This window comes from Burkholderia sp. WSM2232, assembly GCF_000472545.1.
Taxonomy (GTDB): Bacteria; Pseudomonadota; Gammaproteobacteria; order Burkholderiales; family Burkholderiaceae; genus Paraburkholderia.
Genome location: NZ_AWZV01000027.1, coordinates 76522 through 97983, shown reverse-complemented (window position 1 = coordinate 97983; position 21462 = coordinate 76522). Strand labels below are relative to the sequence as shown.

General features: G+C 63.7%; 13 protein-coding genes. 5 read left to right on the top strand and 8 right to left on the bottom strand.

Going from position 1 to position 21462, the window contains the following annotated elements:
- Nucleotides 1–826: 826 nt before the first annotated feature.
- A complete protein-coding gene (rpoD, locus tag F757_RS0123235) occupies nt 827–2821 on the top strand; it encodes an RNA polymerase sigma factor RpoD (protein WP_027213486.1) in 1995 nt (664 codons plus the stop codon).
- Nucleotides 2822–3661: 840 nt separating this feature from the next.
- Here the strand turns inward: rpoD and F757_RS0123220 are convergent.
- From F757_RS0123220 to F757_RS0123195, 6 genes are read right to left on the bottom strand one after another with little or no spacing between them, the layout of a single operon-like run.
- On the bottom strand, nt 3662–4459 hold the full coding sequence (locus tag F757_RS0123220) for a YfaP family protein (protein ID WP_027213484.1): 798 nt from the start codon (nt 4457–4459) through the stop codon (nt 3662–3664).
- A 34-nt stretch (nt 4460–4493) separates the two neighbouring features.
- Nucleotides 4494–5375, bottom strand: a complete 882-nt coding sequence (locus tag F757_RS0123215; protein ID WP_027213483.1) for a YfaP family protein — start codon at nt 5373–5375, stop codon at nt 4494–4496.
- Complete coding sequence (locus F757_RS0123210) at nt 5372–7171, bottom strand: DUF2300 domain-containing protein (RefSeq protein ID WP_027213482.1); 1800 nt, start codon at nt 7169–7171, stop codon at nt 5372–5374. Before F757_RS0123210 ends, F757_RS0123215 begins: the two co-directional genes overlap by 4 nt.
- A gap of 13 nt (nt 7172–7184) precedes the next feature.
- Nucleotides 7185–12008 (bottom strand): alpha-2-macroglobulin family protein, encoded by a 4824-nt coding sequence (locus F757_RS0123205; protein ID WP_027213481.1) that lies wholly within the window; start codon nt 12006–12008, stop codon nt 7185–7187.
- Entirely contained in the window at nt 12005–12781 is a 777-nt protein-coding gene (locus F757_RS0123200) for a DUF1175 domain-containing protein (protein WP_084531003.1), read from the bottom strand. The genes F757_RS0123205 and F757_RS0123200 overlap by 4 nt, the downstream gene beginning before the upstream one ends.
- A 27-nt stretch (nt 12782–12808) precedes the next feature.
- The gene (locus tag F757_RS0123195; protein ID WP_027213479.1) at nt 12809–14590 is read right to left on the bottom strand and encodes a DUF2138 domain-containing protein; all 1782 of its coding nucleotides are present in this window, start codon (nt 14588–14590) and stop codon (nt 12809–12811) included.
- Nucleotides 14591–15259: 669 nt separating this feature from the next.
- Here F757_RS0123195 and F757_RS0123190 point away from each other — a divergent pair.
- Complete coding sequence (locus F757_RS0123190; protein WP_027213478.1) at nt 15260–16057, top strand: 2OG-Fe(II) oxygenase; 798 nt, start codon at nt 15260–15262, stop codon at nt 16055–16057.
- Nucleotides 16058–16218: 161 nt separating this feature from the next.
- Here F757_RS0123190 and F757_RS0123185 read toward each other — a convergent pair whose 3' ends face one another.
- Together F757_RS0123185 and F757_RS0123180 are read right to left on the bottom strand one after the other, a co-directional pair.
- Nucleotides 16219–17010, bottom strand: a complete 792-nt coding sequence (locus F757_RS0123185) for a CbtA family protein (RefSeq protein ID WP_027213477.1) — start codon at nt 17008–17010, stop codon at nt 16219–16221.
- A gap of 11 nt (nt 17011–17021) precedes the next feature.
- On the bottom strand, nt 17022–17243 hold the full coding sequence (locus F757_RS0123180; RefSeq protein WP_027213476.1) for a CbtB domain-containing protein: 222 nt from the start codon (nt 17241–17243) through the stop codon (nt 17022–17024).
- A gap of 214 nt (nt 17244–17457) precedes the next feature.
- Here F757_RS0123180 and F757_RS0123175 point away from each other — a divergent pair, with 214 nt between their 5' ends.
- The 3 genes from F757_RS0123175 to F757_RS0123165 all read left to right on the top strand — a co-directional run bounded on the left by F757_RS0123175 (nt 17458) and on the right by F757_RS0123165 (nt 21387).
- Nucleotides 17458–18078 carry a histidine phosphatase family protein gene (locus F757_RS0123175; RefSeq protein WP_027213475.1) on the top strand — a complete coding sequence of 207 codons (621 nt, stop codon included), beginning with the start codon at nt 17458–17460 and terminating at the stop codon, nt 18076–18078.
- Nucleotides 18079–18212: 134 nt separating this feature from the next.
- Nucleotides 18213–19724, top strand: coding sequence for an ATPase domain-containing protein (locus F757_RS0123170; protein WP_027213474.1), 1512 nt, complete (start codon nt 18213–18215; stop codon nt 19722–19724).
- Nucleotides 19725–19728: 4 nt separating this feature from the next.
- Nucleotides 19729–21387: an ATP-binding protein gene (locus F757_RS0123165; RefSeq protein ID WP_027213473.1), complete on the top strand. Its 1659-nt coding sequence runs from the start codon at nt 19729–19731 to the stop codon at nt 21385–21387.
- The last annotated feature ends 75 nt before the right edge of the window (nt 21388–21462 follow it).

Genomic DNA, 21462 nt, shown 5'->3' with positions numbered 1-21462 from the left:
GTTCAATCTGAGCCAGGATCAAACTCTTCAGTTCAAACCTGTTACTGTTTTCGGGCTCTTTCGAACCCGGTCGCTCACTCAACGTACTGACGAATGATCCTTCCATCTCTCGACAGAAAAACCTTCCTTTCATTACTGTGTGAGACTTGATACTTTCGCTTNNCGCCAGATNCCGAANAACCCGGCTCGCNTCGCGCATCAAGCGCCCACACTTATCGGCTGCTAGTTTTTAAAGATCGGTCCGCTCACTCCGCAGCGCCTGCTTCAACTACCCGGCACCGCTTCGTTCTGCGTTGCTGCATCAGCAGCAGAGAAGCGAGATTATGAAGACGGAGTGACAAGTCGTCAAGCCTCTTCTGCGAATTTTCTTTCGCGAGGCGCCAATCAATGCGAAAAAACCTCGCGCTACATATAGAGGGGGGCGCAAGCGGGCGCGCGCGCCCAAGCGAAGACAGCACGCACTCGTGTGACAACGCGCGAGTTAGTCTATAGTTATGTTTCTGCGGTCCGTCACGAGTGCTCGTTGTTCCCGCAACTTTTTTTGCATGGCCTCGCCGCCCGCGCAGTCAGGCACAGCACGCAGCGCGGCAACAATCTGCGACGAATTGCCGCGCACAACGCGCGCGAACGCGCAAGCTCGTATATAATGCGAGCCGCGCGAATTTCGCACATTCTATCGGCCCGCTCCAAGCGGGCTCATCTTTTTTGCTCCCCAGAGCACACAGCCATATAACCGCGTTGAGTCACTCAGGTGATGTTGAGCCATGCTCGAAACGCCTGACGGTCGCGTCTTGCGTCTCATAGCGAAGCCTCTAGAGGAGAATACGTGAACCCTTTTGATCGCGAAGATTCGCAACACGAAACCGCCGCCTACACGAAGGCTCCGTCGGGCCGTACGCCGAAGGGCAAGGGCGCGGGCAAAGCGATCCCCGTGGCGGCCGAACTGCCGCCGCAGCAGGCTGAAGAGCGTCAGCGCCAGATGCGCGCGCTCATCCAGCTGGGCAAGGAGCAAGGCTACCTGACCCACGCGCAGATCAACGACCACCTGCCCGACAACTTCACGCAAACGGCGGCGATCGACAGCATTGTCAGCGCGTTCAACGACATGGGCGTGCAGGTCTACGAGCAGGCCCCGGACGCTGAAACGCTGCTGCTAAACTCGAACGCGCCCGCTGTCGTTTCGGACGATCAGGCGGACGAAGAAACGGAAGTCGCACTGTCGACGGTGGACTCGGAGTTCGGCCGCACGACCGACCCGGTGCGCATGTACATGCGCGAAATGGGCGCGACCGAACTGCTCACGCGCGCAGGCGAAATCGCCATCGCAAAGCGTATTGAAGACGGTCTGCACGAAATGGTGCAGGCCATCGCCGGCTGCCCGCTCGCCATTTCCGCGATTCTGGCAAGCGCCCAGCAGGTCGCGGACGGCGAGCTGCGCATCGACGAACTGGTGGACGGCCTGAACGAAGACAACGTCGCCGCCGAAGAAGAAACCGTCAGTGCTGACTCGGCCGCAGACGACGATGCGGTCACGGACGAAGACGAAGACAGCGATAGCGACGAGGACGTCGGCCCGGCCGACTCCTCGGCGGCGGACGAAGCACGCATGAAGCAACTCACGAGCGACTGCCTCGAGATCTTCGCGCAGGTCGGCATTCTGTACGATCGCATGAACGCCTCGCATACCCGCGGCGACGTGACCTCGAAGTCGTATCAGAAGGCACGCGAAGAGATCCAGCAGCACCTCGCGAAAATCCGCTTCACCGCGCGCACCATCGACCGTCTGTGCGGCGACGTGCAACACCAGGTCGCGCAGGTTCGCGCAATCGAACGCAACATTCTGCAGATCGTCGTCACGAAGAGCGGCATGCCGCGCGAGAAGTTCATCGAATCCTTCTCGGGCCATGAAGCCGATCTCGGCTGGACCGAGCGCGCGGCGCGCGGCAACACGTCGTACGGCGCGGCGCTCGAGCGCCACCTGCCCGCCATTCAGTCGGAACAGCAAAAGCTGATCGACATCGAAGCCACCGTTTCGCTGCCGCTCAAGCACCTGAAAGAGATCAACCGCCAGATGGTCGCGGCGGAGTCGAAGATGCGCAAGGCGAAGAGCGAGATGATCGAGGCCAATCTGCGTCTCGTCATTTCCATCGCGAAGAAGTACGTCAATCGCGGCATGCTGTTCCTCGACCTGATTCAGGAGGGCAACATCGGCCTGATGAAAGCGGTGGACAAGTTCGAATATCGCCGCGGCTGGAAGTTTTCCACGTACGCCACGTGGTGGGTCCGTCAGGCCGTGACGCGTTCGCTCGCCGACCAGGCCCGCACGATTCGCGTGCCCGTGCACATGATCGAGACGATCAACAAGCTGAACCGCATCTCGCGCGAGATTCTGCAGCAGACCGGGCAGGAAGCTCATCCGTCGGTGCTGGCCGAGCGGATGGATCTGTCGGAAGAGAAAGTGCGCGGCATCCTGAAGATCGCGAAGCAGCCGGTCTCGATGGAAACGCCCGTCGGCGATGACGGCGACGCCACCCTCGGCGACATGATCGAAGACTCGGCGGCTTCGTCGCCGGCCGATGCGGCAATGCAGGCCGACTTGCGCGCCGCCATCGACGACGCGCTGGACTCTCTGTCGCCGCGCGAGGCAAAGGTGCTGCGCATGCGCTATGGCATCAACACCAAGTCGGATCACACGCTTGAAGAAGTGGGCAAGCAGTTCGACGTGACTCGCGAGCGTATTCGCCAGATCGAGAGCAAGGCAATGCGCAAGCTCATGCATCCGAGCCGCGCAGATCGTCTGAAGTCGTTCCTCGACCGTTAAGCAGCGTTCGCATCATCGCGCTTGCCGTGCCTCGTGCATGGCAAGCGCGCCCCGCCTGAAGTCCATCAATCCCCGCAGTCCACTACTTCCGCAGCTTCAGATCAAAAGCGAGATGATCCCGCCAAGGGTGATGCCCGCCGCAAGCCAACGTCCCGCTGTGTAAAAAGCATTGCGCGCTTCGTGTGGCTGATCAGGCCGTTCGAGCCCCAGCGTGCCATATGCAAACGACTTCACTGCGGAGGAATCGGAAGCTGCGCCATTCCCCGCTGCTGCCGTATCAGCCGCACTCGCGCTAACGCCATCGCCCGCACCATCGCCCGCACTCACCTCCTGAGCCGCCGCCGCGGCGCCCTGGCTGGAGATGTGCACAGCCGCGTCCTGTGAAGACGCGTTGGACGCAGAGGCCCGCGAACCAGCATCAGCGCCGGCGCTCACAGATGAAGAGGCGCCGCTGCTTGCGCGAGAAACGGCTGGTGGTGTCGACGGCAACGCGCTGTCGATTTTCATTGCGACCTCCAATTTCTTCAAGGCGTTCGGCGCAAAGCCGGTTACAGGTTCTATCGACCGGCATCGGCCGAAACTTGACGCCCCGTAAGGGACAGTAAGCGCAAGCGCGAACCACTTGCACGAAGGCGCGCAAAACAACACTCCCGACTACGCTGCCGTTGTCCACAGAAAACGTTGAAAAGCCTGTGGATATCCTGCGCAAGAATCAGCCAAGTACCTGAGCGCGCAAGGTTTTCGGACACTGCACGCAGACGCTCGCATACAAGCGGGCCGCCTGCGAGGCAACCGTCGACAGCTCGCAATAAGCCGCAATAGACCGCACCAACGCGCGGCTCAAGGCATCACAAACGTCTTCACGAGCGTCAGCTCGCCAGCTTTGCGCATCGGCACCCGGATCGTCTCGCTCTTTTCGTTGGGCGTATTTTCGTTGGTGATGATCGTCACCTGAGCGACGGTCATGTCGCGCCGGTCAGCGCCGCTGCCGTAGTAATTCACGTAGACGAGATAGGTGCCCTTGAGCGGCGCCGCAGACGAATAGATCTCAGGACCGTAGCCAGTCGTCACGTCGACGTCGAGCGCGCCGCCGTTGGGCACCACGCGATCGCCATACCATGCATGCGCGCCATCCGGCGACACCACGTGCAGGTCCAGGTCGGTGCCGTCGGTGTCCCACGCGAGCACGACGCGCAGCTTGGGCTCGGTCTTGCCGCTGTAAGCGTCGTAGAACTGCACACGCTTGCGGCTGCCGTCCGGCGCGCGCAGTTCGACACCGTTGCTGCCCGCAGGAAACGCGTACGGCCGCGAGAACTTGCCGTCCTCTTCAATGCGCTGCGGCAACGGCGTGCCGTCGACCACAAGCGTGCCCACGGACTTGCCCTTCTGCTTCGGCGTGTTGCGGATTTGCCCAGCGATCAGCGCGAATTTCGATTGCCCTTCGGGCGTCGCCACCGCGACGGCCGGATAATGCACGTCCTGCGTGTAGCGCTCGTTGTCGCCGCCACTGTTGCGCCAGCCGTTCAGCGGCGCGCTCATGTCGATGTCGCCTGCCTGCGCGGCCGAGGCGCCCTGCAAGCACGCGAGCACCAGCAAGCCACGGCCCGCGCTCATCCATCCGGTCGTTCTGCGCTTCATTGTTACTGCTCCTGTTACTGGCCCCGTCGCGCTGTCAAAGTCGCTCGCTCTTCACGAGCATCAGGTCGCCGATTTTGCGCAGCGGAACCACCATCGTTTCGCGCCGCTCATTCGGCGTGTTCTCATTGAAGACCAACGTCAAGGTTGCGGTGATCACATCGCGGTCGTGCGCGGCGGCGTCGAAGTTGTAGCCTGTGGAATCGAAATTGCCCCAGTAGTTGAGGAAGAAGAGCCACGTGCCATGCTGCGGCGCTGCCGACGAAAAGATTCCCGGCCCCGCGCCGTCGACCGAATCCACGTCGAAGCCGCTGCCATCTTCCAGAGTCGGATTGGCGAAGAACGCGTGCAGGCCGCCCGGCGTGATGACATGCAAATCGACCTGAGCGTGCGGATCGTCCCACGTCACCATGGCGCGCAGCTTGGCCTGTGGTTTGGCGCGATCGGCTTCGTAAAACTGCATCCGCTGACGCTGCCTGCCATCGGCGGAAATCAGTTCAATGCTGTTCGAACCCGCGCCGAACGCCCACGGCCGCGCGAACGCGCCTTCGTCGTCGGTATAAAGCGGCGTTGCATTGCCGTTGACGACCAGCGTCGGCGGCTTGCGCGCGTGCCGGTCGATGCGCTTCAGACGCCCTTCGATCAGCGTGCGGTAGCGCTGTGCGCCGCGATCCACCGGCGGCCGCGGGTAAGCCGCAACGAATTGCTCTGCCTCGTTCGTCAGCCCGCTATGACGCCAGCCGCCGAATGCGGCGGTCAGATCGGCAAGCGCGCCGTCCTTGTCGGCCGCGGATGCATCCGCGCAATTGCCCGACGCACACAACGCAGCGCCGGCCACCAGCAACCCGGCAGCGCGCGAGCGAAGCGCACGCGCCACCGCAGGCCGCTTCAACGAAAAGAGAAAGGTGACGTCGTTCATTGGATGGGATTGTCGGTACGAATCAGCACACGTGCGGTGCGTTCGACGAAACCTTCGTCGAGCCCACGCGGATGGTGCTGAAAGGCCAGGTGAACGTATTCATGCGCCAGCGCGATACGATCCTCCTCAGTCTGCAAGCGGTACACGTACACCCGGTTGCGCTGCGCATCCGCGTACGGACGCCCTTCGCGGACCGCACACACGGCCGGCAAGTCAGGCGTCTCGTAGCCGGCGGCGCCGTTCATGCGCCGCGCCCACAACGGCGCGTTGCGCTGCAGCCATTCGCGCGCCCCAGCCACGGCCACACAGTCACCGGACAGCGGACTCTCGAACGAAGTCAGCGTCGCTTGCGGCCATGCGCGCGCGAGTATCGCGTCGAACGCGAGTCCGGCTTGCGCGGACGCCTTCGCGTCGAGCCAGCTCATTTGCCCCGGCGCGGCCTTGTCGTGGTGATACTGCACAGGAACACCGGTGAGCACGAGCGCGTCGGTGAAATCGGCGGCACGGCGCGCCGCCTCGGTGGGCGCACGCGGCAACACGCGCTGCGTACTGCTGCTGTCGCCGATACGGAAACAGCCGTGATCGTGGGCGCCATGCTGCACGGCGTAAGTACGAGCCGCCACGGCGAGCGCCTTCGCCGCTTCCGGCTGCGCCGTGTCGCCTTCCCGTTCCACCACGCGTGCCACGTAGTCGTTCATGCCGAAGCGTCCGACTATTTGCGGCGCGCCCGCAAAGCTACGATCGAGCCGCAGTTCGCCGCGGCTCGTCACGCGGGCCCAGTTGCCGTTCACAAAGCCCACGCGGAATGCGCCGTTCAGCGGCCCGTCCGCAACCGTGGCAGGACCTTTGGCCCGGTTCCCATCAAGCACTTCGCGTATCGGATAGCGGCTGAAAAAATCGACGATCACGCATGCGCCGTCGTCCGGCAAGGCGATTTGCGTGAGCAGCGGCGCAATGCGCGGCGCAGCGAACGCCAGCACGCGCGCGCTGCCGCCCGAACCGCCGAGCCACACGGGCGTGCCGTCCGCGAGCCAGCCAGCCGCGCCGCCCACCGATGCACCCGGGCGCGCCGCATCGGGCATCGTCCAGGTCTTGGCGCGCAACAAGCTGCCATAGAGCGACACCGTGCCTTCGCCGCGGCCGCTCGTCAGCACGGACACCAGCGTGCTCGACGCCGCTTCGCGCGGCCGCGCCGGCATGGCCTGCAACGCGGCAAGCAGTTGCGCGACGGGCACGCGCTGCGTCGGCACCATCGAACGAAGATCGCGCAGCCAGGCCGGCGCATGCGCGGCGGTCCAATACCTGCGCCAGTCGGCGGCATCGAGTTGCAGACGCGCGGGCTCGAAATAGCGTCCGCACGATTGCACGAGCGCATGTTCGCGGTCGATATGACCGCCGCTCATGCAGCAATACACTTCTTCAGGATCGCCGCCGTTACAGGAGTAGTCCGGCGTCGCAATGTTCCGGTCTACCAGGTAACCGTACACGAAGAGCTTCCACACGCTGCCGAGCGGCGTCTCCAATGTGGCGGGCAAGGCCCCCGCGGCTTGCGGCGAGAGGCCCGCAGCGGCGCTGTCGGCGTCCGCCTGCCACAACTGGCCCTGTCCGTCGCGCAGCCACGCAAAACGCAAGGTCTGCCTGGACGCAGAGCTCGGCGTTGCCGAACCCGCCGCATAGACCTTGCCCGCATCGACTCCAGCCAACGCGCACGCGGCGAACAGCGTGCCTACCGCGCACGCCATGCGCAGCACCGCTGCAACGCCGTTACGCGCTGGCCGAAGGCAGATGCGGACCATGTTCATCCCTCGCTTACTGGATGCGCAGCGTCGTCACGCGATCGCTCTTGCCGCCTTCAAACGCCTTGGCGTCCGGCTGATACATGCGGAAGTAGCGCGTGGGCGGCAGCGCGAACGTGCCCGGCAACGCAAAGCGCACCAGTTGCCGCAATACGACCGGGCGGTCGAGCAGCGGCACAGGCTGGTGATACGAAAGCTCGCCCATTTCATACGACGCGGCGCGCGCGAACGGTTGCGGCCCGCTCTCGCCTTCCTTGTCGCCGGGCAAGCCCTCGACCGACACGCCCCAGCTCGTCGCTTCGACACTGCCGCCAGGCGGCAGCGGCACATCGAGCAAGCCATAGTGATAGGCGTTGCCCGAACGCGGCGTGAGCGCGACTTCGTCGACGTACAGCGCATTGCTGTCAATCGCATCGCCCGCTTTTACCAGACGCGCTGTGAACGCCGAGCGTCCCAAGGTACTTTCACCGGCGCCCTGCTTCTTCGGGTCGGCCTTCACTTCGAGCGGCTCGAGCTTGTAGAAGCGCCGCGCAACGGTGATGTTCAGGCGGCTTTCCTCGCTCGCACGACTGCGGAACGAAACGATCGCGTTGACGTCGGGGCGCGCCGCGCCCGCGTCGAGCGTGGCCGGCAGTCCCGCGCCGGTCCATCTCCACGATGGCGTGCCGGTAGGCGTCGCCGCGCGCATCCAGCCCGCGCCCTGCAGCGACGGCAACGCCGCCGCTGCTGCCCCTGCCGCTGTGTCGCCGCCGAGCGTCTTGCGCAACCACAGCAGCGTCAGCGCGCGGTCGAGCGTCGGATAATCGGCACTGCTCTTCGCGAGCAACGCGGACGCATCCACGCCCGCGCCGTCGCCGGACATGGCAATCAGGCTCTGCACGAGCGGCGCCGGATCGTTGGCGAGCGCGGCGCGCGCCGCGCCCGCTGCGGCATCGAAACCGTCCGGCACCTGAGCGCCGGTAGCGCGCGCCATGCTCGCGACAAGCAACGTCGCCATCTGCTTGCCGCGCGGCGAGTCGGCTTGTGCAAACACGATGCTGTCCGACGCGGCATATGTCGGATTGGTGGCATTGCGAGCCGGCGCATTGGCTGAGGCAACAGCGTCGCTGGCCAGGTCCGCCGCGACGCCCGATACCGGCGTGGCAACGGGCAAGCCCATCTGCTGCATGAACCACAGCGCAAGCGCGCGGTGCAGCAGCGGCTCTTTCGGGCCGGCGTCGCGATACACCTCCATCGCGTGCTGCCAGTTGGCGGCAGGCAAGCTGATGCCGAGGCTGCGGCTCGCGAGCCAGTCGGCGTAATACGCGTAGGCGGTAACGAGCGCACTGCCGCCCGTCGTATCGCCCCACCAGCCGAAGGTCCCGCCGACACCTGCGAGCATTGCAAGCCGCTGCCGCTGATTGCGCAGCAGCGCTTCTATTCCCTGCGTCGAACTGCTGTTGTCGCCTCGGCCGATAGCGTCATGGGCCAGCGCGAGCGGAATCAACCGGCTCGAGGTCTGCTCGGCGCAGCCATATGGATAGTCGATCAGGTCGTCGGCCACCCGCATGAACTGGCTCGCCGCATTGCCGGCGAAACGCACGCTCACGTCCTGCGCGTCTTGCGGCAGATTGAGGGGCTTGCCTGAGCCGTCGAGCGCAACCGTGTTCTGATGCAGATCGAGCCAGCCGCTCGCGTCGAGACGAATGGTGGTCTGCAAGCGGTCCACTTCCTTGTCGCCCTTGCGCAAGCTCGCGTTGATCACGCCCGCCTTCAACGCGCCGCTCGGCAGACGCAGATAATTCGCGCCGCGCCTGAGCGTCACTTTCTGGTTCAACGACAAACCGCCGCCTTCCACCACCCACTGCGCGTCCATGTCCGCATCGGTCTGATTGAAGGCGATCATGTCGATGGCCGGCTGATCGTTCGCGCGGAAATGCGACGGCCCGCTCCACTTCAGATACAACGCCTTGTCCGAGCGCACGTAGGCGGTACGCTGACCGACCATGCCGTCCGGCGCAGCCGCGCGCACGGTGATGCGCCAGCGCGCGAGCGAGTCGGGCATTCTGAAGGTCATGCTCGCGTGGCCGTTGGCGTCGGTTTTCAGATTGCCTTCCCACGCGGCGGTGTCCTGATCGTCGCGGCGCGGACGCTCCAGCACCTTCACGCCCCGCTCGTTGTAGTTCGCGCGTTGCGGGCCGCCGGGCGCGCCCTTGAGCGGCGAACGCGCCAGATCGTAAGCGATGAACGACAGACTCGACGAGGTCCGCACGTTGTTACGGCGCGGATGATAAAAGAAGTCGACGATGTTCGGCGCGATCTCCGGCTGCAGCACATAAACCATTTCGTCGACCACGCTCACCGTGAGATTCGCCGCTTCCGGCTTGCCGTTCAGTGTGCTGTAGAGGCTGAGCGTGACCGTATCGCCGGGACCGTACACCGGCTTGTCGCTCTTCACGTTCAGTTCGATCTGCGGCTGCGCGACCACGATGCCCGCGTTCTGGAACGCGTATTCGCCGGCATGCACGTACAGCACCGAGAACGTCATGTTGGGCGCGAAGTCTTCGCCGACCTTGATGCGTGCTTTCCATTGCGACGGCGTCACGCGTTGCAGTTGCAGCCAGTCGCCCCCGGCGCTCAGCAGCGCGCGCCGCTCGACGTTGTCGCGTTCGAGAGTCAGCAATGCGTCGTCGACCGGCAACGGGAACGTGATCAGCGCCTCGGCCGTCTCGCCGATCCGGTACTTGTCGCGGTCGAATACGATCTCGACGCTACCCGGAACCGCCTTCAGCCCGTCACCCGAAACCCAGTGGCTGACGGCCGCGAGCAGGTTGCCGGCGTCGTCCTTGACCGACAGCATGTACGAGCCCGGCTGGTCGAACTGAACTGGAAACGACAGCTTGCCGCCGCTACCCTTGCTCGCGCCAGGCAGGTTCGCGAACGACGCTTCGGCATGCGTCTGCGACTCGAGGCGGGTCCATTCCCATTTGGCCGGCGCGTGTGCCGAGGGATTAAGCGCGGCGAGTGGCTGCAGATCGAAGTTGACGCTTTCGTTCGGCTGCGAGAACGACCTGGCGGTGCTCAGGCGATACGGCGTCGCGCCGCGCGCGATCAGCACTTCCCGCGTGACACGCACTTTGTACGCGGCGCCGTCCTGTGCGAACAGCGTCAGGGCGTAACGGCTCGGCTCGGTCGCGGCAGGCAGCGTGAGGCTCGCGTTGCCGTCGCTATCCGTCTTCAGTTCCTGTTGCTCGAGCTTGACCGGAAAGAGGCCGGCATAACGCAATTCGCCGTCGACAATCGTCACTTTCTGCGCGCGCAGCGTGACCGAAATCTTGCTGTCGCGCACCGGCTTGCCGTCCGGATAACGCAACTGGATCGTGCCCTTGAGCGGCTCGCCGGTTGCGTAGTCGGCTTTGTCCATCGAGAGGTTCACGTCGAAATGCGGCTTCACGTATTCGGCGACGCGAAACGCGCTGCCATACGCATCGCCGTTATAGTCGAAGCGCAACGTGTAGCCGCCGGCGGTCGCGTCGGCGGGCAGCGTGAACGACGTGTCCGCGCCCGTGTCGGAAGCGAAATGCGTTTTAGTGGTCGCGACCGGCGAGCCGTTCGGATCGAGCACTTCCAGTTTGATGTCGGCCTCGGCAGGCGCCGACGATTGCGTTGCGTTCTGGAACGTGCGGCCAATGAACTTCACATGCACGGCATCGCCCGGGCGGTACATCGGCCGGTCCGTTACCGCATAGATCTTGGTGTTGTAGATCTCGCTGTCGTAATAGAAGTTTTCGGAGACGAACACCCCGCCCTGCGGATCAACGCCGAGCACGTAGCTGCGCTCCGGGCTCACGTGCTGCAGCACGAGCGCGCCGTCGTTGCCCGTGGTGCCGCTTTGCAGAACGCCCACGCCGTCGGTCCAGTTGATCTCGGTATTGGCGACCGGCTTGCCGCTGTCGCGCCGTGTGGTCCATACCAGCATTCCGCTCGACGCCGCCTTCACGACCGCGACCGTGTCCGACACGAACAGCAGCGTATGAGCACGATAGTTGCCGATCACGGCCTCGACGATATAGAGCCCCGGCGGCAGCTTGCCAACCGGAATCATCACGTTGCCCGCGCTCGCCTCGATGAAGTTGCTGCTGCTGCCCGCAAGGTTCACACCCTTGGGCGGCTCGATCACCTTTGCGTCCCAGATCGGGTAGCGAAAGCGCGCTACCACGTCGTAGCCCTTGAGCGGCGCGAACTGCGAGTTCTGCTCGAATTGCGTCTGTTTGCCCGTTTGCTCGCCGAGCTTGAATTGCGGTGCCGCCTGGGTTGCCTTGCTGCGGGTCGCGAACGAGAGCACGCGCTGCCATGCGCGGCGCGCCTCGGTGTACCAGCGGTCCCACAAATAAGCGAGCGTGTTCGCGAGCCCTTCACCCTGGTAATTCGGCGCGACATTCGGCCGATGCAGGTTCTTCTGCGCCTTCAGGAACTCCAGAGGTTTCGCCACGCGATACACGACAATGTCCGCACCGCCATACGGCTGCAACGCGTCCTTGAAGTCGCGGCCGGGCGCCTCGAGCCGGACCTGAGCGAGCTGATCGCTGCCGAAGCTCGCGTCCGACAGCAGGAAGAACGGCTGGCCGTCCAGCTTTTGCGAGCTGTAGTTGCTCGGCGGCGCGGGGTTCAATGTGGGATTCGCGGCGATATTCGCGTCAGCGGCCGCGGCGGCCGATGCCTCGTCGGCTGCAAGCGCGGCGCCGCTTGCGCTCGCGAGCGCAAGGGCGGCCAGCAGTGCCGTCACAATGAATGCCGCGCGATGGCGCGCTTTGCCCAACCAGTCGCGCGTCGCGACGACGGAAATCATTCGGGTCATGGTGTCAAAAAGTCCAAACGAAATACGCCGACGAAGTTCGGATTGCCGTCGAGCGGCTGCCAGCGGGAATCTTTCCATTGCATCAGGTCGGAAACGGCGACTGCGCGCAGACCGGTGTCGGTCGGCGTGACGGTGCCAGTGTGATAAGCGATGTAGCGATCGAGCCAGATCATCAGATGCTGGTCGTCGCCCTGATCGAAGAACAACAGATCGCCGGGCAGCGCCTGGTTCACGTCCCTCGAAACGAAACGGCTGTTGCGTTGAATCAGCGCGATGGCGGACGCGTATGCGCCAGTGGAACCGTCCAGTTGCGTCCAACGATTGGCGAGCGTGCGCTGCGCCGCGGAAAGCTGCAGTTCGGGCGGCAAACTGCTGGTGTCCACGAGACCTGTCATGCCGTTCGCGCGCAGCCATTTGCTGTCGTGCGGCCGCAAAGTCTCGCCGACGGCAAAGCGCACGAGCCCCGCGCAATCGCGCTGCGTCCAGCGCGGCGTGGGACCGCGGCGCATCTGCTGATCGACGATGCGCGCGAACCACGCGCGAAACGCGGCGGATTGCTGAGTGTTGAGCGCGTCCGGATCGGGCGAGGTGGTGGCAATGCTCAGCGCGCGCGCACAGGGCGCAACGGCGGCCAGTGCGAACAACGCGATCACGCGCGAGAGGCATGCGCGGCGCGACGCTGCGGCGAGGCCAGCGGCGAGCGATTGGTGGGCCGCGTGCGCATCATGGTCGACGGTGGGCGCGCGACGATGCACCTCGCGAGGCGCGCGCATCGTGCCTGCGACACGAAAGAGGCGCACTTAATCGCCCTCGGTGCCGGGCTGATCGACAGGTGCGTCTGCGGCTGCATTCGCCGACCCGGCATCGCCCTTTGCGCGGTCGAACCACCACTCGACCGGCACCCAGCCAGTCGAGCCAGGCAAGCTCTGCGGCAGCGTCAACGATAAGGGCGGATAGTGCGCAAGCGCGCGCAGCTTCGGCGTCAGATGGGTGCGCGACGCGTTGCGGAAGATCGCCTCCTGATCCGCCGGCAAGGCGGCGCCTGCTTCGCGTTCGATCAACGCGGCAGCGGACGCAGGCGCGAGCGTCAAGATTGTGCGGGGCAGACGTTCTGCCGCGAGCGTATCGGCAAGCGCCGGGTAACGCTTGTCGAGCACGGCGAGCGTGTCGTCGACGAGACGCGAGTCCGGCGAGAAAATCACGTAACCGTGCGCGAGCGCGAGCGTCACCGGGAAATACCGTTGCGCCGACAACTGCGAAGCAAACGACGCCTTGCTGCTCAATGCCGTGCCCGAGCGTGCGCTCACGGGCCGCTGCCACACGGTGACGTCCGCGCCCTGCTCGCGCATGGTGACAGGCAGACGCCGATAGGCCGCGTCGTTGCCGTCCGCCTTAGCGGCCTTCGCCTCATAAGCGCCGACCACATCGCCGAACGTTTTGCCGAGCGCGGTTTTAAGCGCCGCGATCGACGCAGCGTCCTGCGCCTTCACGCGCGCGACGAACACCGGCGCGACCAGCGTGGACTTTGCATACCAGCACACCGCCGCAGGGCCTGTCAGACCATCGCCGATTGCGGCGGATGCATCGCCGCCATCCGCAACTTTGCCCAATAGCGCCGAAGCTTCTTTCCAGTCCGCCGGCAAGCTCGTACACGCCGCGGCGTTGGCCGGCAACGCGCGCCACAAATCGGCGCTGTTCCACTGCTGCGGCAGCTTACCCGGCTGAATCAGAGCCAAGGTTCGCCAGTTGGCGGCAGCGTTGCCGTTCGGCGAAAAATCGAAACGCAATGCGTCGATGCCGGAAAAGAACGCCTGATAACCAAACGACAGATAATTGGCCGACACGACGAGACGGTGCCCCTTGGGCGTGTCCGTCTGTGCATCCAGGCTATAGGCGTGCGCTGCGTCGTCACGCCCCGACGACAGCATGTCTGACACCGCGTCCGCGCGTTCGCTGAGCAGGCCGCCTTTTTCGTCGAGCAGCACGCCCGGCGCCGACAACACGACGAGACGATCGTCTTTTGTCGCGAACAGCAGCGTGCGACCTACGGCGAGTTTGAGCGCATAGACCGGCACGCCGCCCGAGAGCTTCGCGACCTGGCTCAACTGCTTGTCGCTCGCGGCGACGTTGCCAATGCCTTGCAGCAGTTTGGCGAGACCGTTGCGGCGCACCGACAGCACCCAGTAACCGAGGCGCCCGTCAGGCGAGCGCCACAGCAGTACGTGCGCGGGCTCGTCAAACACGCGGCGCATCAGCTCGTCGCGCCAGTCGAGCTGATGTTCGAACGCGAGACGCCGCAACGCGCCTTCTGCGGAAAGCCGCGTATTCGCCGCTTCGTAATAGTCGACGAAGTCCTGCGTCAGCACGTCGTGAAGCAGAGGCACGCGCAGCATGTCGCGCGGCAAGCGCGACAATGCCTCGCTGTCGATCACCGCGTCGGGATGGCGAATATCGAGAACCACCTCCCCCGTGTCGGTCGCCTTGCGATGTGCGAACGGACGCCAGATCGCCTGAATGACGACGGCAGCCACGATCAGAAGCACGGCCACCACAATTGCAATCTTTTTACGCGACATCTTCATCTGATTTTTTCTGTTCGACGCGACGATATTAACGTTGATGCCGGCCGGATTAAGCTGCGTGACCGATCGCTTGAGGCAGCGATCATAACCGATATTTTTAGCCGCAAGCCAGTTTTTGAATTCGATTTAACCATTCGGGCAAGGCTCGCTGATGCACGGGAATCTCACGCCGATTAATGCGACGCGGCCCCGCATGTGATTGTTCTCGGGCTCATGCCGTTTTAACGTAACGCGGCCCCGCAGCGGCGCGGGCGGTGAGCTGCGAACTCGGGTCGAGCCTTTATGCGCCTTCGGTTGCGCGGCGATGGTGGACTGCATGCGTGCCGGTTTAATGTTAACGGGCAGCAGGTCATTATGCGCATAGAAAGCCGCGCCGCCGGCATGTTCTCATCGCTAATGCCGGGTTGCTCCTACAAGCTGTGGGGAAATATCGCCGCAATTACACGCACGCCCCTATACACAGCTCTGTTTTCATTACGCGCCGGTTTAATTTTCAGCTATATACGAGCGACAGAGCCGCTCATGACTCGTCTCATGTCAGTTGCCCGGTCTTAACCGCTGCTTGTTTCGCCCAGTCAATGCGAATTGCAGAGCAAGAGTCGGAGTGCGCGCCAGGAAAGACGCGCTTACACTCGAATCATCGTTCAAAGATGTTTGATGGAGACACGCATGAATACGCTCGCGAAGCATCAGCGAGGGCACTCGCCGCAGCGGGTTCCCCAAACCGAAGCGACGCCGCCGCACGAGCGCGTTGCCGTGAGTTCGCTTGTGCGCCGCATAGAGGCGATCGACTGGTTCAACGTCGAACACGAATTGAACGGCTATGGCTGCGCGATGCTGCGTGGGCTGCTCACCGCACGCGAATGCGATGCCCTGAGCGCGCTTTATCCGCGCGAGGAGTTGTACCGCAGCCGCGTGGTGATGGCGCGGCACGGCTTCGGCCGCGGCGAGTACAAGTACTTCGCGTATCCGTTGCCGCCATTGATCGCGCAGTTGCGCGGCGAACTGTATCCACATCTCGTGCCGGTGGCGAATCGCTGGAACGAGGCGATGGGCATCGACATACGCTATCCCGCCGCACATGCGGAGTTTATCGAGCGCTGTCATGCTGCCGGGCAGACGCGCCCCACACCGCTGATCCTTCAGTACGCAACTGACGACTACAACTGCCTGCATCAGGACCTGTACGGCGAGCACGTTTTCCCACTGCAGGTTGCGATTCTGCTGTCGGAGCCCGGCGAGGACTTCACCGGCGGCGAATTCGTGATGACCGAGCAGCGTCCGCGTATGCAGTCACGCACCGAGGTCGTGCCGCTGCGCAAGGGCGACGCGGTTGTGTTCGCGGTCCACCAACGGCCGGTGCAGGGCACGCGCGGCGCTTATCGCGTGAATTTGCGGCATGGAGTGAGCCGCTTGCGCTCAGGGCGGCGGCATACGTTGGGCGTTATTTTTCATGACGCGGGGTGAGGGGGGCGAAAGCGCCAGCGAAAAAGGCTTGTCCACAGCTTTTGTTCATAGGCCTGTGGAAAACCACCGCACAACCGCCCCAAGTACTTGACGCGGTTGCCTTCCCGCCCGCTGCACGGGAGTGCGACGACTTACCCCCTGCGCCCTGCCAGTGCCGCACCTCAACCCACCGCCACCCCCGCTGGCCTGCGATCCACCCGCATAAACGAACTGCGCTCGACAATCGCGCCGAACAGCAGACCGATGGTGGCCCACATGATCGCCTGCATGCCAAGCGCGGCCACGCGGAACTTCCACAGCAGCGCGGCGGGGAAACCGGCCGGCACTTCGTCGATAACCGGCATCGACGTCTGCACGACGGCAATGATCGCGATGAACACCAGCGCCCCCACGATCGAACCGTTCCAGGCGCCAAGCCTGAGCGCTGCCCGCCGCCGCACTTTCAGCGAAAACACCAGCGCGGTGAGCGAAATGGCGATCATCAGAAAGAACAGGCCCGTGCGCTCGCCTATCGTTTCAGGCGAGCCAACTGCCGGCGGGTTCGCCGGATATTTGATGTTCGGCACGATCACCAGCGCGACAAAAGCGCCTAGCGCAAGCCACGCCGACAACGCCCGCACACTGATCGCGCCCGCTCGCCCATACGCGTAAGCGAACACCAGCGCAAACAATCCGCCGAACGCCGCGCCGTACACAACCACGCCTGTCAGCAAACCCCAACTGGCTTGCGTGTCGCGACTGACCAGTTCCTCTTCATGCGAATGCTCGTGCGCATGGGCAGGCTGCTGCGCATGCTCGTGCTCATGCGCAGCGCCGTGCGAATCACCGGCTTGTTCCTCGAGGGCGATTGCCTGATTGACCTGAGGCTCGCCGGCCACGCGAGCGAACGCGAACGTGAGCAGCCCCGCGGCGATGCCTGCGAGCATCCCGCGCAACAACAACTTACCAACCATGTTCTGCTCCGTTAGTGGCAGGGAAAGCCGAGCAGATGGCGGCCGTCGTGCACGAACTCATGCACGTACATGCCGGGAAAGATGGAAGTGGCACCCTGTTCCGCGCCGACGAAATACAGCGCGAGCAACAGCAGCAATCCGCCGAACACGGCCCAGGGCAACAGTTCACGCAACGGAATGGGCGTGGGCTGAATAGCCGGCTGGCTGGCGGAATCGAAAACAGCTTCAGTCATGATGGACATCTCCTGGGGTAACGCGCCCCGTAGTCGATTGCAAAGGAATGCTGCGAAGCTCAGGTCTGGCTTTCGGCTTGCGATGCCGATTACAGTGGCGCGACCGCGCCGGGCTCTCACCGGCTTCCGCGCCTCGCAGTGCGGCTATTCTACGCGCTAAACTTCGGGGCCCGCTATCGCGGCCCAACCAGCCCGTTTTTATAAAAGCACACGAATGAACCTACGGCTGTTGCTGATCAGCCATGCCGCGACCGCGGCCATGCGCGCGGGCCGTTTTCCCGCCGACGACCCGGTCGACGCTCGCGGTCTTGAAGAAGCGCAAGCCGCGCGCTCGCGCCTGCCCATCGCGGACGACGCAACCGCCTTCGTGAGCCCCGCCCTCTGCGCACGCGAAACCTCGCTCGCGCTCGGCCTTGCGGCGCGAGCAGACGCAGCACTGGCGGATATCGACTACGGCAACTGGCGCGGCCGGCGCTTGAGCGAGCTCGCGGCACACGCGCCAAGTGCGCTCGCCGCATGGACGCGCGATCCTGACGTCGCCCCTCACGGTGGCGAGCCGTTCGCCCAGGTCGTGAAGCGCATCGGCAACTGGCTCGATGCACTTGCCTTGCATGTCCCGCTGGAATCACCTGACGAACCCTACGTTACAGCAGACAACGCATCGGTCGGCACGCGCCATGTCGTCGCCGTCACGCATGCGCCGGTGATCCGCGCCGCTATCGTGCATGTACTCCGCGCGTCCCCGGTCATTTTCTGCAGCATTGAAATTCCGCCGCTTACCGCCGTCGAAATGCGGCACTCGGGACAGCGGGGCTGGACCTGGTGGCCGAGCTAATCGTGAGTCTCGTTGCGTAAGCAACGTCCACAATGTCAAATACATGCGCCCACAGATAGGCATGCAACTTGCATTCTGGCGATACCGGCTGACTGACCTTCAGTCTATTACTTGATGCATAACCATCCACCGCTATGTCAAAAGCCAAATACACGCCTGACCGCCTTCGCTCGGGAATCGAGGGAATCGACGACATTCTCGGGGGTGGGCTGACGCCGCACCGCATGTATCTCGTGGAAGGCGCGCCCGGCACGGGTAAAACTACCTTGGCCTTGCAATTTTTACTCGAAGGCGTCCAGGAGGGGCAGGTAGGTCTGTACATTACGCTCTCCGAGACGCGCTCCGAACTGATTTCGGTGGCCGACAGCCACGGTTGGGACCTGAGCCAGTTCCGCATTCTCGAGTTGCTTTCCGACGAGGGCCTCGACCCGCAATTCGAGCAGACCGTGCTGCATCCGGCGGAGGTCGAACTCGGCGAAACCGTGCGTAACGTGATCCAGCAAGTGGAACAGATCAAGCCCTCGCGCATCGTGCTCGACAGCCTCTCCGAATTGCGTCTGCTGTCGCAGAACGCGCTGCGCTACCGGCGGCAGATACTTGCGTTAAAGCGCTATTTCGCCACGCGTGAATGCACGGTGCTGCTGCTCGACGACAACACGTCCGATCCGTCCGACATCCAGTTGCATAGCATCGCGCACGGCGTCATTACGCTCGACAACCTCGTGCACGACTACGGCGGCAACCGGCGTCGCGTGCGCATCGCGAAGATGCGCGGCATCAAGTTCCGCGAGGGCTATCACGACTTCTCGCTGGATACCGGCGGCATCAAGGTGTATCCACGCCTCGTCGCGGCGGAGCATCACGCGGACTTCGACACGCACATGACGAGCACCGGCACCACGGGCCTCGACATGCTGCTGGGCGGCGGTCTGATCCCCGGCACAAATGCATTGATAGTCGGCCCGTCTGGTGTCGGCAAAACCACCACGGTGGTGTCGTGCCTGATTGCCGCTCTCGAACGAGGCGAACGCTGCGTCTATTACGTATTCGACGAAACGCTGGTCACGCTTATCGCGCGTTGCGCGACGGTTGGGATGAACCTGCAACCGTATGTCGACAGCGGACTGCTCACGCTGCGCCAGATCGATCCGGCCGAAATCTCACCGGGCGAATTCGCGAGCGACGTTCGCATTTCCGTCGAACAGAGGGGCGTGAGATATGTTGCGATCGACAGCCTGAACGCCTACCTGCAGGCCATGCCCGGCGAACGCTACCTGCTGCTGCAAATGCATGAGCTGCTCGGCTACCTGAACCAGCAAGGCGTTATCACGATGCTCGTGCTGGGGCAGCATGGAATTATCGGCGAAATTCAAAGCGATATCGACATCAGCTATCTCAGCGACGTCGTCGTCCTGTTCCGTTACTTCGAACACCACGGCGAAGTGCTGACCGCCGTCACTGCCGTCAAGAGTCGCGCGAACGCGCATGAGCGCTCGATCCGTCAATTCAGGCTGACCTCGAAAGGCGTCGAAGTAGGCGAGGCGCTGCGCGATTTCGAAGGCGTGCTCTCCGGGCTGCCGGCTTATCGCGGCAGCACTGCGCTGCTCGGCGCGCCAGACCACGTCATCGACACGTCGCGGCAGTAATCTCATGGAGCAACGCGTCCTGATTCTCGCGCCGTTTGGCCGCGACGCCGATGTCATTGCCGAGGTCCTGAACAAGGACAACCGGGTATGCGTTGCCTGCCGCGATGCAGACGCGCTCACCGAAGCGCTCGATGCGGGCGCTGGCAGCGCACTGATTGCCGAAGAAGCGCTCGGCGACCAACGCGCGACGCGCCTGTTCGAATGGCTCGAACACCAGCCGGCATGGTCTGATTTCCCGTTCATTCTGCTCGCGGCGACTCGCACCGGCCGTCGCTCGCCACGCGGACTGGAGGCGCTCGAGCGGCTTGGCAACGTGGTCGTACTGGAACGTCCACTGAACTCGGAGACGCTGCGGCGAGCGGTGGCGTCTGGGCTGCGGGCGCGCGCCCGGCAATATGAATCGCGCCGCCATCTGGCCGAGCGCATAGAGGCCCAGGAAGCATTAGTCCAGCTCAACGATTCGCTCGAAAGCAGGATCGCCGAACGCACTCACGAACTGGCTTCGGCCAACAACCGGCTGATGATGGAGATTCACGAGCGCGCGAAGGTGCAGGCCGTGCTCGTGCAATCGCAGAAAATGGAGGCGCTCGGGCAGCTCACCGGCGGCATCGCGCACGACTTCAACAACCTGCTGAACGTCATCATGGTCAACTCCGAGTTGATCGCTCGCGTCAGCGGCGACGAGCGCATTCGCAGCATGGCCGCGACCGTCAAGCGCGCCACCGAGCGCGGCGCCAAACTCACGGGCCAGTTGCTCACCTTCTCGCGCAACAGCAACCTTGATCTGAAAGCCGTCGACGTCGTCGCATTGCTGCAAGGCATGCGCGACATCATCACCGTGTCGCTCGGATCAGGTATCAGCTACAGCAACGACTTCGAAAGCGACGAGATGTGGACGCAGGCCGACGCGAACCAGTTGGAGCTTGCCGTGCTGAACCTCGCGATCAACGCACGCGACGCCATGCCAGGCGGCGGCCAGTTGCGGGTCAGCGTGAAGGAACGCCCGGCGCCCGACCAGACCCTCGCGGAAGGCCAATATGTCGTGATCGAGGTCGCCGACACGGGCTCGGGGATTCCGCCCGACATCGTCACGCGTGTTTTCGATCCTTTCTTCACCACCAAGCCGATCGGCAAGGGAACCGGCCTCGGCTTGAGCCAGGTGTATGGCATTGCGCGCCAGGCCGGCGGCACGGCGCGGCTCGTCAGCGAGGAAGGCGTCGGCACCACCGTTGAACTGTGGCTGCCGATGCGCGAGCGTGTCGCGCCGCAGAATGCCGAGGCAACGAATATAGAAGCGAACGCCGTCGGCGAAAAACGCGTGCTCGTGATCGAAGACGACAGCGAAGTGCGCGCCATGCTGGTGGAGTCGCTGCGAATGCTCGGCTACAACGTGACCGAAGCCGCCGACGGCCGCGCCGGCCTGAACCGTCTCGAGGACGACAACCCGGACCTGCTGATGGTCGACTTCGCGATGCCTGGCATGAACGGCATCGACGTCATCGCGGAAGCACGCAGAATGCGCAGCGATCTGCCGGTGATTCTCGCCACCGGTTATGCCGACGTCGATATATCCGGTCTTTCGGTGGAACGCTGCACCGTATTGCGCAAGCCTTTCCAGCTCGACGACCTCGCACGCAGCATCCGCCTCGGCCTGATTGCCTGAACGGCTGCTCCCGTCGCGTCGCCAAAAAATTTCCAATTCGATAGTTTGCTAACGATTGTTTTGGAAATAGAATAC

Excerpts from the sequence above, each read along its gene's own strand:
- F757_RS0123220 (WP_027213484.1), bottom strand. The coding sequence starts at position 4,459 with ATGAAGCGCAGAACGACCGGATGGATGAGCGCGGGCCGTGGCTTGCTG.
- F757_RS0123215 (WP_027213483.1), bottom strand. The coding sequence starts at position 5,375 with ATGAACGACGTCACCTTTCTCTTTTCGTTGAAGCGGCCTGCGGTGGCG.
- F757_RS0123210 (WP_027213482.1), bottom strand. The coding sequence starts at position 7,171 with ATGGTCCGCATCTGCCTTCGGCCAGCGCGTAACGGCGTTGCAGCGGTG.
- F757_RS0123205 (WP_027213481.1), bottom strand. The coding sequence starts at position 12,008 with ATGACCCGAATGATTTCCGTCGTCGCGACGCGCGACTGGTTGGGCAAA.
- F757_RS0123200 (WP_084531003.1), bottom strand. The coding sequence starts at position 12,781 with ATGCGCGCGCCTCGCGAGGTGCATCGTCGCGCGCCCACCGTCGACCAT.
- F757_RS0123195 (WP_027213479.1), bottom strand. The coding sequence starts at position 14,590 with ATGAAGATGTCGCGTAAAAAGATTGCAATTGTGGTGGCCGTGCTTCTG.
- F757_RS0123190 (WP_027213478.1), top strand. The coding sequence starts at position 15,260 with ATGAATACGCTCGCGAAGCATCAGCGAGGGCACTCGCCGCAGCGGGTT.
- F757_RS0123185 (WP_027213477.1), bottom strand. The coding sequence starts at position 17,010 with ATGGTTGGTAAGTTGTTGTTGCGCGGGATGCTCGCAGGCATCGCCGCG.
- F757_RS0123180 (WP_027213476.1), bottom strand. The coding sequence starts at position 17,243 with ATGACTGAAGCTGTTTTCGATTCCGCCAGCCAGCCGGCTATTCAGCCC.
- F757_RS0123175 (WP_027213475.1), top strand. The coding sequence starts at position 17,458 with ATGAACCTACGGCTGTTGCTGATCAGCCATGCCGCGACCGCGGCCATG.
- F757_RS0123170 (WP_027213474.1), top strand. The coding sequence starts at position 18,213 with ATGTCAAAAGCCAAATACACGCCTGACCGCCTTCGCTCGGGAATCGAG.
- F757_RS0123165 (WP_027213473.1), top strand. The coding sequence starts at position 19,729 with ATGGAGCAACGCGTCCTGATTCTCGCGCCGTTTGGCCGCGACGCCGAT.